Origin of the sequence: Aurantimonas aggregata (genome assembly GCF_010500835.1) — a bacterium.
In the GTDB taxonomy this organism is placed as follows: domain Bacteria; phylum Pseudomonadota; class Alphaproteobacteria; order Rhizobiales; family Rhizobiaceae; genus Aurantimonas; species Aurantimonas aggregata.
Window position 1 is genome coordinate 153,233 of sequence record NZ_JAAAMJ010000007.1, and the last position, 13,131, is coordinate 166,363.

Here is a 13,131-nt window from a genome sequence, read left to right on the forward strand (position 1 = left end):
ATCAATCATGTTCAAAAAAGCCGCCCCACGAGGGCTGGCCAATACGGGAGTGAGCCGATGAGCCTCGTCGAGATGCGGGAGGGCGGCTACGCCTACATCCCGCTGGTCATGCAGTTCTCCGCCGGCGTCGTGGCGCGGCCGGGCTACAAGATGCAGCGCCTGCGGTTTTCGCAGCCGGTGCCGGTCGCTGAGGGCTTCGAGAAGATCGCGGCGCATCTGGCGGCTGTGGACCGGCCGCTGACCGCCTTCTGCGCCTGCGAGCTGCGTTCCCCGGCGCCCTTCACAGAGGAAACCTTCCTCGCCTTCAACCGCGTCTATGCCGGCACGCTGCGCGAATGGGGCGTGATGGAGGGCGACGCCAACCCGGTTGCCCGCTCGCATGTCTGCCCGGCGATCGACCCGCCCGCGACGCCGTCCTTCCATGCCTTCAGCTACACGGTGCCGGATGACGCGGCAGCGCCGTCCTTCGTCGTCGCCGGCTCCTGCGAGGTCGCGGAGCTCGGCGAGAGCGCCTATGCCGACCGGATCGTCCGCCACGGCGATACCAGCACCGAGGGCCTCCGCGACAAGGCGCGCTTCGTGCTGGCCGAGATGGAGCGGCGGCTTTCCCTGTTCGACGCCGGCTGGGCCGACACCACAGCGGTGCAGGTCTACACGGTGCACGACCTCGGCGCCGTCTATGCCGACCTGATCGGCCCGACCGGCGCGGCCCGCAACGGGCTCACCTGGCACTACAACCGGCCGCCCGTCATCGGGCTCGATTTCGAGATGGACTGCCGGCGGGTGGAAGCCGAGTTCGTCATCCCGGGCTAGGTGGAGGGAAGCGGGTGACGGCGATCCTGACGGGAACTGGCGATTATCGCGGCCGCAGACGCGGTCGATCGGCCTCTACGCCCCTCACGGATCGATCGGGCCAGCTTTGCTGACTCGGGACGCTCTCACCTGCGCCGCCCGCTCTCTCATCCGCTGGAAAAGCTCATCGTCGTAGAAGCGGAATTCTTCGATCCTTCGGTGATTGGCGACCCCGGCGCCCTCCACCCAATGCGCGCCAGACTTCGTGACGATATTGCGCCGTTCCGAGGCGGCGAAGCTGCAAAGACGGTCCTCATCGACATCGCCGCCACAGAACGTGATGGCGCTTCGCAAGGCGTTGTCCGGATCGCCGGTGAGGTCTTCATAGGCGATGATAAGCCGCTCCCCGGCGGCGTCGCCGTCCACCCACTTGGCAACGAACTCGCCCCACATGCGCGCCTTGGTCATGGCGAACTGCTCGAAGACCGCCTTCGTGTCCTCTTTGCCGCTGCGAAGGTATAGCTCGAAATCGGAAATCGTCGCGGGCACGACGTCTCGATACTGCACGAGCAAGGGGACGCCGACGTCGAGCCTTGCTTCATCGTCGAAGTCGTGACTTTTCGAGTAGTTCACCTCGGGCCTGGAACAGGGAAACGTCCGGCAGCAGTCGGGGTTGTCGTAGAAACTGCAATACAGAAAATCCGTCCCGAAATACCTGCCGAGCAGGCGCGCGATAAGATGGTGGCCGCTTCTCGGCAAGCTGACCCCGGCAACGTAACGCAATGACATCCGACGCCTTTTGATGCGAGTAGCGCAGCACGCTAAGCGAGCGGCCGGTTTCACTCAACCCGCTGCCAGAACCGCCGGCCGGCGCGAGCGGGGCGCACAAAGCCTGTCGCCGGTGTTTCGCGTGCGTCGCCATGATTGGCTTCCCGGCAAAAGCTTGATATGCAGCGGGCAACAGTCAAGGCGACATGTCGCCCGCATTTCAGGGAACCGTCGCGCGCATTCGCCCGGTCCCGCCCGTCTAGGACATTTCCATGCCGCTTCCCACGACGAGCGCTCCGCTCGCCGCCGCCCTTGCCAGCCGTGGCTACACCGATCTCACCGAGGTCCAGTCCGCCGTCCTGAAGCCGGAGGCCGCCGGACGGGATCTGCTGGTCTCGGCCCAGACCGGCTCCGGCAAGACCGTCGCCTACGGCCTCGCGCTGGCGCCCGACCTGCTCGGCGACGCCGGGACGCTGCCCGAGGCGGGCGAGCCGATGGCGCTGATCGTCGCCCCGACGCGCGAACTCGCCATCCAGGTCACCAACGAACTCACGTGGCTCTACGCCAATACCGGCGCCAAGCTGGTGACCTTGGTCGGCGGCATGGACCCGCGCGCCGAGCGCCGCCAGCTCGGACAGGGCGTCCACATCGTCGTCGGCACGCCGGGCCGGCTGCGCGATCACCTGACCCGCGGCGCGTTGCAGATCGGCAATTTGAAGGCCCTCGTCATCGACGAGGCTGACGAGATGCTCAATCTCGGCTTCCGCGAGGATCTGGAATTCCTGCTCGAGGCGACGCCCGCCTCGCGCCGCACGCTGCTGTTCTCGGCGACGCTGCCGAAGACCATCATTCAGATGACCAAGCGCTACCAGCAGGGCGCCCTGCGCATCGAGGTGGCGCGCGGCCAGGCGGGCCATGCCGACATCGAATACCGCGCCATCCGCATCGCGCCGAACGAGGTCGAGCACGCCGTCACCAACATCCTGCGCCAGGCCGAGGCGCCGAGCGCGATCGTCTTCTGCAACACCCGCGAGACCGTCCGTCATCTTTCGTCGGCGCTGATCGAACGGGGCTTTGCCGCCGTGACGCTGTCGGGCGAGCTTGGCCAGGCCGAGCGCAACCAGGCGATCCAGGCGCTGCGGGACGGTCGGGCGCGCGTATGCGTCGCCACCGACGTCGCGGCGCGCGGCCTCGACCTGCCGAGCCTCGGCCTCGTCATCCATGCCGACCTGCCGAGCGACGCCGAGACGCTGCAGCACCGCTCGGGCCGTACCGGCCGGGCGGGCCGCAAGGGCGTTTCGGTGCTGCTCGTGCCGATCTCGCGCCGCCGCAAGGCCGAAGCCCTGCTCGTCCAGGCCCGCATCAATGCCACCTGGGGCGCCGCTCCCTCGGCCGAGGAAATCCGCGCCGCCGACGAGGCGCGGCTGCTCGCGGACCCGATCTTCACCGAGGAAGCCAGCGAAGAGGATACGGCGACCGCCGCAAGGCTGATCGCCGCCCATTCGCCGGAGGTTCTCGCCGCCGCCCTGGTGCGGAAGTGGCGCGCCAGCCTGCCCTCGCCGGAGGACGTGTTCGAGCCGAGCTTCGGTCCCGACCCGAAGGGCGGCAAGCCCGGCGGTCGCGACCGCGACGAGCGCGGCCCCGCCAAGCACGAGCGCTCGGGCCCCTCGGTCTGGTTCCGCATGGATGTCGGCCGGCGCAACAACGCCGATCCGAAATGGCTGCTGCCGCTGCTGTGCCGGCGCGGCAAGATCACCCGCCAGGAGATTGGCGCGATCAAGATCTTCGATCGCGAGACCAAGTTCGAGATCACTGAGAGCGTCGCCAAGCGCTTCGCCGAGGCCGCCGCGCACAGCGAGGGCGACGACATCACCATTTCCTATGCCGACGGCTCCGCCGGTGCGGCCGGCCAGGACGGCGAGCGCCGGCCCTTCAAGGGCAAGCCGGTTCACGGCACGGGCGGGCCTTCCCGCGACAAGCCGCGCCGCCCGCGGCCGAAGAAGCCCCGCGCCTGAGGGAATTCGGCTCGAAGAGGCGCGGCTGATCCGGCGCACCGGCAGTGCTCGGAGCCGTGAGGCGCTGTAGAGCCCGCGTGGTCGATGCCTCCGATGGTCGTCTGGCCGAGCACGTGGTTCGCTTGGCTGCCTGGTCTGCCGACGAGCGAGCAGGGAGAACCGCGCTGGCCGGCCGGAGCAGCCCTGTCGGTGCCGGGCCGGATGATCGGAACATCGGGGATGCGGCTTTCTCTGCGCCGCATTCAAATTGGTGATCCCGACTGGATTTGAACCAGTGACCCTCAGATTAGGAATCTGATGCTCTATCCTGCTGAGCTACGGGACCACGCGGGCGCACCATAAGCGAAAGCGGCCGCCGCCGCCAAGCCTTGTCGGGATTGGACGTCGGGGAAAGCGTAGCGCGTCGGTCGGCCAGGCCGGCGGGCCGGTTGATCTGGGGCGCGGGACGGCCAACGCCCGCTGCTGGCTCCGGAACTCTACGCCGGTCGCCGGCCTTCCGCGCTGCGGCTCAGCGCACCGCCGGGTCGACCTGGGCGAGGAGAATCGCCGCGCCCTCGCGAACGGTGACTGTGATCGGTCCCGCCGCCTCGTTGGACTGGGTGAGGATCGAGTGGAACGGCACCGCGACGTCCGCCAGCGGCCATTTCGCCCCGGCGATGGTCAGGCCGGCGAGGTCGGAGAATTTGAGGATCGAGAACTGCGTGCCAAGGGCGAGGTCGAAGCGGCGCGGCGTTGGCGACAGCGGCCAGGCGTGCTCGATCCCGTCGAAGCACTCGACCGCGAGGCCGGCGGCGGCCAGCCGGAGCGCCAGCACCAGATGCGCGAAGGCATGGTCGCTGCGCGGGCCGCCAAGGGCGCCGACGAGGATGAGGCTGGTCGCGCCGCGGGCGAGCGCCGCGTCGATGGCAAGTTCGCCGTCGGTGCGGTCCTTGTCGGCGGGAAACGTCTCGCGCGGCAGGTCGGCGAAGCCGGCGGGCGGTGTGGGCGGGCTGGAATCGAAATCGCCGACCCATAGCTCCGGCGTCACGCCGAGCGAGGCGGCATGGCGCAGCCCGTCATCGGCGGCGATGATGCGGGAGCCGGAAAGGGCGGCGCGGAGCGCCGGGGTCGCATCGACCCGCCCGGCGAGGAGGATGGCAAAGCACGACATCCGCAGAGCCCTACAGCATGGCGCCTGGTGCCGGAATCCGTTTTCTGGAGTATCGTCAGGTTCCGCTGATCTCAGGCCGAACCATGGCCGACCTTCATATGCGGCACCAGCGCGGCGCTGTACCCGTAGCGACTCCAGGTTGAATACGGTGGCTAAGACACGGCTGAATTGATACTCAGTCGGGAACCTGGCCTTCTTGAAGTATCCTCAATGAAATATCGCCCCGAAATCGACGGGCTGCGAGCCGTCGCGGTCGTTCCGGTCATCTTGTTCCATGCCGGGATCTCGGGCTTCGACGGAGGCTTTCTCGGCGTCGACGTATTTTTCGTCATCAGCGGGTTTCTGATCACCGCGATCATCATGGCGGAACTCGAGACGGGACGCTTCTCCCTCGCGCGCTTCTATGAGCGACGCGCCCGCCGGATTCTCCCGGCGCTCACGGTCATGATGCTCGTCTGCCTGCCCTTCGCATGGATGTGGATGCTCCCGAGCGAACTCGTTCGGTTCGGTCGGAGTCTGGCCGCCACCGCCGTGTTCCTGTCCAACGTCCTGTACTGGCGACAAACAAACTATTTCTCGCCCGATGCTGAACTCAACCCCTTGCTCCACACCTGGAGTCTGTCGGTCGAAGAGCAGTTCTACATTTTATTCCCGCTGATCCTCATGCTGATGTGGAGCCGATCGAGGCGGTGGGTGGTGCCCCTGCTGGTCTTGGGCGCCGTTGCAAGCGTGGCCGTCGCGGAATGGGGCGGGCGGAATGCGCCGGCCGCAGCTTTCTTCCTGGCGCCCAGCCGCGCGTTCGAGTTGCTCCTGGGGTCCCTGGCCGCCTTTTTTGTCCATCGCTTTGGCGAGATGCGTTCCGGTGCCGCAGGCGCCGTGGGCCTTGCCGTCTTGCTGAATCGCCTGACGGCGCACTTCTGGCGGGACTCTTCGTCCTGATCTTCCTGGCTGGCGTCGCGAGCTGGGCGTTTGTCGAGCGCCCCTTCCGCCATCGTGGTGGGCCGCTCCGCGGGCCGGGGCGGATGCTGGCATTGTCGGCCGCCTCGATCGCCGGCGTGGCTGCGATGGGTGCCCTGCTGACTTCGGGGAACGGCGTCTATTGGCGAACGACCCCGGCAGGCGAGCCTTTTGCCGATCTCGCGCTTCTCGAGCAAACCATGGCGCCGAATTACGGGTTGGACAGGTCGTGCAGGAGTACCGAGCCGGAAATCGCGCCGTCGTGCCGGACAACGCCCAATCCGGCGACAGCGTTATGGGGCGACAGTTTCGCCATGCATCTGGCGCAAGCCATCGTCGAAAGCCCGACACCAATGCCGTTCGCCCAGCGAACTTTGAGCCAGTGCGGCCCGATACCGGGGTTGGCCGTAATGGGGTCCGTCACGTCCTGGCAATCGTGCCTGGCGTTCAACGATGCGGCGTTATCGTGGATCCTGTCGAGCGAGGCCGTGACGACGGTGATCATCAGTTCCCCCTTCGATCAGGCGGCCCGGACGATCTATCGCCGCGACGGGTCGGTCATCCGGGGCGAAGCGGCGGGCCGGGCCGCCATCATGAAAAGTTTGGTGGGACTGTCCGGTCAGCTGGCTGAAGCGGGCAAGAACTTGGTCGTCATCGGCCCGCCTCCGGCGTCTGGCGCCAATCTCGGTGTCTGCTATCTGCGGCGCCGCGCCATGGGACTGGACGATCGTGCCTGCGACTTCACTGTGGCTACGGCTGCTGCCAACAACCTGTCCGCGAAAGCCCTGCTGGCTGAGCTGGCCGGAGTCATTCCGGTCGTGCGCCTGGAGGATGTGATCTGCGACGATGATACCTGCCGGGCGTCCGCAGGGCGCGGCAGCGTCTACCGTGATGCCGGCCATTTGTCGATTGGTGGATCCGCGTGGCTTGGCCGGCAGAACGACCTGGCAGGCATCATTTCGCGAAAGGCGGCTAACCACTAGTCGCTTCTGCGACCATCAGCGTGGCAAGACCGTGAGGCGCTGTTTCCTGACCGACGCCTCCCTTTTTCAGAGCTGCAGCGAAGGTCTCTCTTGACCATGGCCGCCTCTAGCCGGGCGCTCGCCCCTTGCCGGGCAGACGCCGAAAGCGTAAGGCGGATGAGCTCACACGGGGTGCCTTCGGGCTGAGAGGCGTTCAGCCAACCCGTCGAACCTGATCCGGATTATGCCGGCGGAGGGATTGCGGGCGTCGGCGGATCCCGCCGCAGCTGCGCGACCGTCCCGCCTTGGGAGGCACCGCATGCACACTGTCCTTCGCCGCTCGCGTATCCTGGCTGCGCCGCTCCTTGCCGCCGGTCTCGCCAGCCTTGCGCCCGCCGGCACCGCCGTCGCGCAGGCCGACAAGCCGGTGCTGACGATCTACACCTATGAGAGCTTCACGCCGGAATGGGGTCCGGGGCCGAAGATCGAGGCGGCGTTCGAGGCGGTCTGCGGCTGCGACCTGCAATTCGTCGGGCTCGACGACGGCGTGGCGATCCTCAACCGGCTGAAGCTCGAGGGCGGCTCGAGCGATGCCGACATCGCCCTCGGCCTCACCTCGGACCTGATCCCGGAAGCCAAGGCGACCGGGCTGTTCGCCGAAAGCGGCGTCGATCTTGCTGCGCTGTCGGTGCCGACCGGCTTCGCCGATCCGGTCTTCGTGCCCTTCGACTATTCCTATCTCGCGTTCATCTACGACACCGAGACGATTGCCGATCCGCCGACCAGCCTCGAGGAGCTGGTCAATGGCGACCCGGAGCAGAAGATCGTCATCGAAGATGCGCGGACCTCGACGCCCGGGCTCGGCCTGCTCCTGTGGATGAAATCGGTCTATGGCGACCAGGCGCCGGCAAAATGGTCGCGGCTGTCGAAGCGCATCCTGACGGTGACGCCCGGCTGGAGCGAGGCCTATGGCCTGTTCACCAACGGCGAGGTGCCGATCGTCCTCAGCTACACGACCTCGCCCGCCTATCACATGATCGAGGAGGGCTCAGAGCGCTACCAGGCCGCCGCCTTCTCCGACGGGCACTATCTGCAGATCGAGGTCGCGGCAATGTTGGCGAACGCCGATCAGCCGGAGCTGGCGCGGCGCTTCCTCGCCTTCATGCTGACGCCGGAGTTCCAGTCGATCATCCCGACCACCAACTGGTCGCTGCCGGTGATCGACGGGATCGACCTGCCGGCGGAATTCGGCCGCCTCGTCGACGTGACGACGCCGATCTTCGTCGATCCGGAGACGGTGGCTGCCAACCGGCGCGCCTGGACGCAGGAATGGCTGGAAGCGCTCGGCCGCTGAGGCGCCGCGCCGTGGGCCAGGCCAGACGAGACGCCGCGTGACGGGCGCCACCGATCGCCGGTTGCGCGTCGGCCTCGGGCTCGGTGCGGCCGCACTCCTTGCCGTCTATCTCGTCGGGGGATTCGTCGTCTTGTTCGTCGCGACGGACGCCGTGCCGGATGCCGGTGCGCTGATCGGCGATGCCTATCTCGTCGGCGTGGTGCTGTTCACGCTGGAACAGGCGCTGCTGTCGACGCTGCTGGCGGTCGCCGGCGCCGTGCCGCTGGCGGTGGCGCTGCACCGGGCACGGTTTCCGGGCCGGGCCCTGGTGCTGCGGCTGTTCCTTTTGCCGCAGGCGCTGCCGGTACTGGTCGGCGCCCTGGCGATCATCACTATATGGGGCCGCAACGGGGTGCTTTCCGGCACGCTTGTTTCGCTCGGCCTGCCGCGGCTCGATCTCTACGGCCTGCCGGGCATCCTGATCGCCCACGTGTTCTTCAACCTGCCGCTGGCGGCCCGGCTGATGGTCGCCGCGCTCGATCGCGTGCCGGCGGAGAGCTGGAAGCTCGCCGGGCAACTGGCGCTGACGCCCGTCGCGGTCTTCCGGCTGATCGAATGGCCGGCGATCCGCACCGTGCTGCCGGCGGCCGCGAGCCTGATCTTCATGCTCTGCGTGACCAGCTTCACGCTGGTCCTGGTGCTCGGCGGCGGGCCGGGCGCGACGACGCTGGAAGTCGCGATCTACCAGGCGCTGCGCTACGATTTCGATCCCGGCCGCGCCATCGCCCTGTCGCTGCTGCAGATCGGCCTGACCGCGGCGATCCTGATGCTGGCGACGCGGCTCGGCGGCGACGTCGCGGCGGGCTTCGGCCTCGGCGGGCGGGCGCGGCGCTACGATCGGGGCGGCCTGACGGCGAGGCTCGGCATCGGCGCCATCCTCGTCGTCGGAATCGCCTTCGTGCTGTCGCCCTTCGCCGCGATCCTCGTGCGCGGCCTCGCCGCCGATCTCGGCGCGCTGCTTGCCGACCCCGCCGTCCAGAGCGCCGCCGCGACCAGCCTCGTCATCGCCGTTGCTGCGGCAAGCCTGTCGCTGATCCTGTCGGCCCTGGTGGTGCTGGCGATCGAGGCGCTGGGCATGCGGTCGCGCCGGGCGCGGGGGCTGGAACTGGCGGCGAGCCTCGTCCTCGTCGTCTCGCCGGTCGTCGTCGGGGCCGGCTGGTTCCTGGCGCTGCGTCAGGTGACGGACGTGTTTGCCGCCGCGCCCTATGTCGTTGTCGCGACCAATGCGGCGATGGCGGTGCCGTTCGCGGTGCGCATCCTCGGGCCGGCGCTGGCGTCGGCCAACGCCGAAAGCGGGCGGCTCGCCGACAGTCTCGGCCTTGCCGGCCTGGCGCGGCTTCGATACGTCGACGGGCCGGCGATGCGGGCCCCGCTCGGCCTCGCCTTCGCCTTCGCGCTGGCGATCTCGCTCGGCGACCTCGGCGCGGTCGCTCTGTTCGGCAACCAGGATTTCGTCACCCTGCCGTATCTCCTCCTGCAGCGCATGGGCAGCTACCGGACCACCGACGCGGCGGGCCTGGCGCTGATCCTCGGCGTGCTCTGCCTGGGGCTGATGCTGCTGGCCGAGCGCGGGCTGGCCGGTTCGTCGCGGGTCAGCTCCCGATGAGCGCGGCCCCGGCGCTTCGCCTCGACGGTGTCCGCTTCGCCTACGAGGCGATGCGGATGCGGTTCGATCTCGTGGTCGAGCCGGGCGAGTGGCTGGCGCTGATCGGGCCGAGCGGGGCCGGCAAGTCGACCCTGCTCGACCTGGCCGCCGGCTTTGCCGAGCCGGATGCCGGCCGCGTGCTGGTCGCCGGCGTCGACGTCACAAGCCGACCGCCGGCGGAACGCCCGCTCAGCATCCTCTTCCAGGACAACAATCTGTTTCCGCATCTCGACGTCTTTCGCAACGTCGCGCTCGGCATCGCCCCGGGCCTGCGTGTGTCTCCAGCCGACCGGACGAGGGTCGCCGCCGCGCTTGACGCTGTCGGCCTCGCCGGTTTCGAGAAGCGGCGTCCGGCCGAGATGTCCGGCGGCGAACGCCAGCGCGTGGCGCTGGCACGGGCGTTCCTGCGCGACCGGCCGCTGCTCCTGCTCGACGAGCCGTTCGCGGCGCTCGGCCCGGCGCTGCGGCAGGAAATGCTCGAACTGCTTCAGCGCCTGCGCGCCGAGCGGCAGGGCGGGCCGGCGGCCGTGGTGATGGTCACGCATCACCCCGAGGATGCCGCCGAGCATGCCGATCGGGTCGCCTTTCTCGAAGCGGGCGAGATCGTCGCGGTGGGGCCGACGCGAGACGTTCTGACGGGGCAGGGCGAGCCGCGCATCGCGGCCTATCTCGGCACTGCAAAACCCGGGACGTGACGCAATTCGGGCGAAATTCTCTTCTACGCCAATGTGATCCACGAGGGGCTTCGTCGAATCATTTTACGGTGCGTGTTGCGGATCGTCTCTTCCGCACCGCGAAGCGATTCGGATAGAGCTGGTAACCGGGCGACGGAAGATGATCTTCCGCGGCCATTCGGCGGGGGCGGCATATCGCAGCGATGGAAATGACGTCCAAGGCCTGCGCCATGACACGGTGGGCACGTGCGGCGCTCGCCAGCACGGCCCTCGTCGCGCTTCTGACTGCCGGTGCGTGCACCACGCTGGAAGACGGTCTCGACCTCGCGAGCCCGGTCGACGGCAGCGTGCGCTCCGGCTACGTCGCGACGCGCCAGCCGATCACCTTCGAAAACGTCCAGGCCAGTGATCCCCAATCGTCGATCGGCCGTTCGCAGCACCCGAAGATCCTGGCGGCCTATGGCGGCGCCTATTCCGACCCGAAGCTCGAGCGGATGCTGGCGACGATCATCGGCCGGTTGCAGGCCGAGACCGCCGATCCCAACCGGGCCTACCGGATCACCATCCTGAATTCGCCCAACATCAACGCCTTCGCGTTGCCGGGCGGCTACGTCTACATCACCCGCGGCCTGCTCGCGCTGGCCAACGATTCGGCCGAGGTGGCGGCGGTGATCGGCCATGAGATGGGCCATGTGACGGCCAATCACGGCATCGAGCGCCAGCAACGCGAGCAGGCGGCCGAGATCGCCAGCCGCGTGGTCAGCGAAGTCCTCGCCAGCGAGCCGGCCGGCCAGATCGCTTTGGCGCGCGGCAAGCTGAGCCTGGCGCAGTTCTCCCGCCAGCAGGAGCTGCAGGCCGACGTCATCGGGATCAAGCACATCGCAAGGGCCGGCTACGACCCGTTCGCCGCGGCGCGCTTCCTCAAGGCGATGGATTCGTTTTCGCAGTTCCGCAACGCCTTCCAGGCGGGCAGTGCCGATCTCGACTTCCTCGCCTCGCACCCGTCGGCGCCGCAGCGCATCGAGCTTGCCGAGCGCCACGCGCGCGAAGCACAGGTCGCGCAAGGCCAGGGCGCGACGGACCGGGAACGCTATCTGAACGGCATCGACGGCATGCTGTTCGGTGATTCCGCCGCCGAAGGCTACGTGCGCGAAAACCGCTTCTATCATCCGGGACTGAGCATCACCTTCGCCGCGCCGGAAGGCTTCGTCATCGACAACACCGCCGAGGCGGTGCTCGCCACCGGGCCGAACGACATGGCGCTGCGTTTCGACGGCGTCGCCCTGCCGACCTCGACCAGCCTCGTCGACTACGTCAACAGCGGCTGGATCGGCGGTCTCGAGCGCGACAGCATCCGCCAGCGCCGGATCGGCACGCTGGACGCCGTCTCGGCCCGGGCCAAGGGCGGGGAGTATGCATTCGACGTGACGGTGGTGCGGGTCGGCGGGCAGGTCTACCGCTTCCTGACGGCGGTGCCGTCGCGGGAGGCCGGATCGGTCGGCTCGATCGCCGAGCGGGTCGCCAATTCCTTCCGGGTGCTGAGCCCGGCGGAGAAGGCGTCGCTGAAGCCGCTTCGGGTGCGCATCGTCACCGCCGGCGTCGGCGATACCGCCACCTCGATGGCCAGCCGCATGGTCGGCGTCGACCGCAAGACGGACATGTTCCGCCTGCTCAACGACCTCGACCGCAACGACGCGGTCCGGCCTGGTGCGCGCTACAAGATCGTCGCGGAGTAGGCGGTCCGCCATTGGCAGCCCGTTCGGCTGCGCGACATCACCCGGACAAACAAAAGGCCGCTACGCGCGGCCTTTTGTTTGTCGAATAGCGGGTGAAGACGTCAGCTGACGTAGGCGGCCTGGTCGGCATTGGTCTCGAGCAGGGCCGCCTTCAGCTTCTCCAGCGCCCGCGTCTCGATCTGGCGGACGCGTTCCTTGGAGATGCCGAGCTTGGTGCCGAGGGCCTCCAACGTCGCGCCGTCATCCTGCAGCCGGCGCTCGCGGATGATCTTCAGCTCGCGCTCCGACAGCACGTCGAGGGCGCTGGTCAGCCACGTCACGCGGCGCTGCTCGTCGATCGAGGTGGAGACCATCTCGTCGGGCAACGGATCCTTGGCGACCAGGAAATCCTGGCGATCGGCGCTGCCGGACTCGTCGTCGATGAGCGGGGCGTTGAGCGAGGAATCGGGGCCGGAGAGCCGCGAGTCCATCAGCGCGACGTCGCCTTCCGAAACCTTCAGCGCAGTGGCGATTTCCCGGTACATCGCAGTACCGGAGAGGCTATCGGCGCCCTGGCTGAGCCGGGCGCGCAGACGGCGGAGATTGAAGAAGAGGGCCTTCTGCGCCGAGGACGTACCGCCGCGGACGATCGACCAGTTGCGCAGGATGTAGTCCTGGATCGAGGCGCGTATCCACCAGGTCGCGTAGGTGGAGAAGCGGACTTCGCGTTCCGGCTCGAAGCGGGCCGCGGCCTCCAGCAGGCCGACGTGACCTTCCTGGATGAGGTCGTTCATCGCGAGGCCGAAATGGCGGAACTTCGAGGCCATCGAGATGACGAGGCGCATATGCGCCTGGGTGATCTTGTGAAGCGCTTCCTGGTCGCGGTTCTCCTTCCAGCGAACGGCGAGTTCGTATTCCTCCTCGCGCTGGAGATAGGGAGCTGCCATGGCCGCGCGGATCATGGTGCGGCGAGCGGACTGGGACTTCATAGACTACCCTCCGGTCTAACGTCTCAGGCTAACGGCCGATCGTGCGAAGCCGCATGGCCGCGCAGCCGGTA

The 13,131-nt window shown here is 68.1% G+C and carries 11 protein-coding genes, 1 tRNA gene and 1 riboswitch; of the genes, 8 read left to right on the forward strand and 4 right to left on the reverse strand.

Annotation, left to right across the window (positions count from 1 at the left end; all coding sequences use genetic code 11):
• Nucleotides 1–57: 57 nt before the first annotated feature.
• The gene (gene cnbZ, locus GTW51_RS11720; RefSeq protein WP_163044107.1) at nucleotides 58–813 is read left to right on the forward strand and encodes a 2-amino-5-chloromuconate deaminase CnbZ; all 756 of its coding nucleotides are present in this window, start codon (nucleotides 58–60) and stop codon (nucleotides 811–813) included.
• 84 nt (nucleotides 814–897) lie between these two features.
• Here cnbZ and GTW51_RS11725 read toward each other — a convergent pair whose 3' ends face one another.
• Nucleotides 898–1,581, reverse strand: a complete 684-nt coding sequence (locus tag GTW51_RS11725; protein WP_163044108.1) for a hypothetical protein — start codon at nucleotides 1,579–1,581, stop codon at nucleotides 898–900.
• Between the two features lie 251 nt (nucleotides 1,582–1,832).
• Between GTW51_RS11725 and GTW51_RS11730 the strand changes: the two genes are divergently transcribed.
• A complete protein-coding gene (locus GTW51_RS11730) occupies nucleotides 1,833–3,575 on the forward strand; it encodes a DEAD/DEAH box helicase (RefSeq protein WP_163044109.1) in 1,743 nt (580 codons plus the stop codon).
• Between the two features lie 248 nt (nucleotides 3,576–3,823).
• Here GTW51_RS11730 and GTW51_RS11735 read toward each other — a convergent pair.
• Both GTW51_RS11735 and GTW51_RS11740 read right to left on the reverse strand, forming a co-directional pair.
• A tRNA-Arg gene (locus tag GTW51_RS11735) sits at nucleotides 3,824–3,900 on the reverse strand.
• 183 nt (nucleotides 3,901–4,083) lie between these two features.
• Nucleotides 4,084–4,725: a thiamine diphosphokinase gene (locus GTW51_RS11740; RefSeq protein WP_163044110.1), complete on the reverse strand. Its 642-nt coding sequence runs from the start codon at nucleotides 4,723–4,725 to the stop codon at nucleotides 4,084–4,086.
• 210 nt (nucleotides 4,726–4,935) lie between these two features.
• Here GTW51_RS11740 and GTW51_RS11745 point away from each other — a divergent pair, with 210 nt between their 5' ends.
• From GTW51_RS11745 to GTW51_RS11770, 6 genes are all read left to right on the forward strand, one after another.
• Complete coding sequence (locus tag GTW51_RS11745; RefSeq protein ID WP_163044111.1) at nucleotides 4,936–5,664, forward strand: acyltransferase family protein; 729 nt, start codon at nucleotides 4,936–4,938, stop codon at nucleotides 5,662–5,664.
• Between the two features lie 83 nt (nucleotides 5,665–5,747).
• The gene (locus GTW51_RS11750; RefSeq protein WP_163044112.1) at nucleotides 5,748–6,665 is read left to right on the forward strand and encodes an SGNH hydrolase domain-containing protein; all 918 of its coding nucleotides are present in this window, start codon (nucleotides 5,748–5,750) and stop codon (nucleotides 6,663–6,665) included.
• A gap of 157 nt (nucleotides 6,666–6,822) precedes the next feature.
• Nucleotides 6,823–6,921: riboswitch (TPP riboswitch) on the forward strand.
• 42 nt (nucleotides 6,922–6,963) lie between these two features.
• On the forward strand, nucleotides 6,964–7,998 hold the full coding sequence (thiB, locus tag GTW51_RS11755) for a thiamine ABC transporter substrate binding subunit (protein WP_163044113.1): 1,035 nt from the start codon (nucleotides 6,964–6,966) through the stop codon (nucleotides 7,996–7,998).
• A 37-nt stretch (nucleotides 7,999–8,035) separates the two neighbouring features.
• Nucleotides 8,036–9,643, forward strand: coding sequence for an ABC transporter permease subunit (locus GTW51_RS11760; protein ID WP_163044114.1), 1,608 nt, complete (start codon nucleotides 8,036–8,038; stop codon nucleotides 9,641–9,643).
• Entirely contained in the window at nucleotides 9,640–10,377 is a 738-nt protein-coding gene (gene thiQ, locus GTW51_RS11765) for a thiamine ABC transporter ATP-binding protein (protein WP_163044115.1), read from the forward strand. Before GTW51_RS11760 ends, thiQ begins: the two co-directional genes overlap by 4 nt.
• A 209-nt stretch (nucleotides 10,378–10,586) precedes the next feature.
• Nucleotides 10,587–12,092, forward strand: a complete 1,506-nt coding sequence (locus GTW51_RS11770; protein ID WP_163044116.1) for a M48 family metalloprotease — start codon at nucleotides 10,587–10,589, stop codon at nucleotides 12,090–12,092.
• A 101-nt stretch (nucleotides 12,093–12,193) separates the two neighbouring features.
• On the opposite strand, the gene GTW51_RS11775 is transcribed toward GTW51_RS11770, so the two are convergent.
• Nucleotides 12,194–13,060, reverse strand: coding sequence for an RNA polymerase factor sigma-32 (locus GTW51_RS11775; RefSeq protein ID WP_163044117.1), 867 nt, complete (start codon nucleotides 13,058–13,060; stop codon nucleotides 12,194–12,196).
• Nucleotides 13,061–13,131: the final 71 nt, after the last annotated feature.

What these genes read in the sequence shown, in the direction of transcription:
- GTW51_RS11745 (WP_163044111.1), top strand. Translation starts at nt 4,936, where the DNA reads ATGAAATATCGCCCCGAAATCGACGGGCTGCGAGCCGTCGCGGTCGTT.
- thiB (WP_163044113.1), top strand. Translation starts at nt 6,964, where the DNA reads ATGCACACTGTCCTTCGCCGCTCGCGTATCCTGGCTGCGCCGCTCCTT.
- GTW51_RS11740 (WP_163044110.1), bottom strand. Translation starts at nt 4,725, where the DNA reads ATGTCGTGCTTTGCCATCCTCCTCGCCGGGCGGGTCGATGCGACCCCG.
- GTW51_RS11750 (WP_163044112.1), top strand. Translation starts at nt 5,748, where the DNA reads ATGCTGGCATTGTCGGCCGCCTCGATCGCCGGCGTGGCTGCGATGGGT.
- GTW51_RS11725 (WP_163044108.1), bottom strand. Translation starts at nt 1,581, where the DNA reads ATGTCATTGCGTTACGTTGCCGGGGTCAGCTTGCCGAGAAGCGGCCAC.
- thiQ (WP_163044115.1), top strand. Translation starts at nt 9,640, where the DNA reads ATGAGCGCGGCCCCGGCGCTTCGCCTCGACGGTGTCCGCTTCGCCTAC.
- GTW51_RS11775 (WP_163044117.1), bottom strand. Translation starts at nt 13,060, where the DNA reads ATGAAGTCCCAGTCCGCTCGCCGCACCATGATCCGCGCGGCCATGGCA.
- GTW51_RS11770 (WP_163044116.1), top strand. Translation starts at nt 10,587, where the DNA reads ATGACACGGTGGGCACGTGCGGCGCTCGCCAGCACGGCCCTCGTCGCG.
- GTW51_RS11730 (WP_163044109.1), top strand. Translation starts at nt 1,833, where the DNA reads ATGCCGCTTCCCACGACGAGCGCTCCGCTCGCCGCCGCCCTTGCCAGC.
- cnbZ (WP_163044107.1), top strand. Translation starts at nt 58, where the DNA reads ATGAGCCTCGTCGAGATGCGGGAGGGCGGCTACGCCTACATCCCGCTG.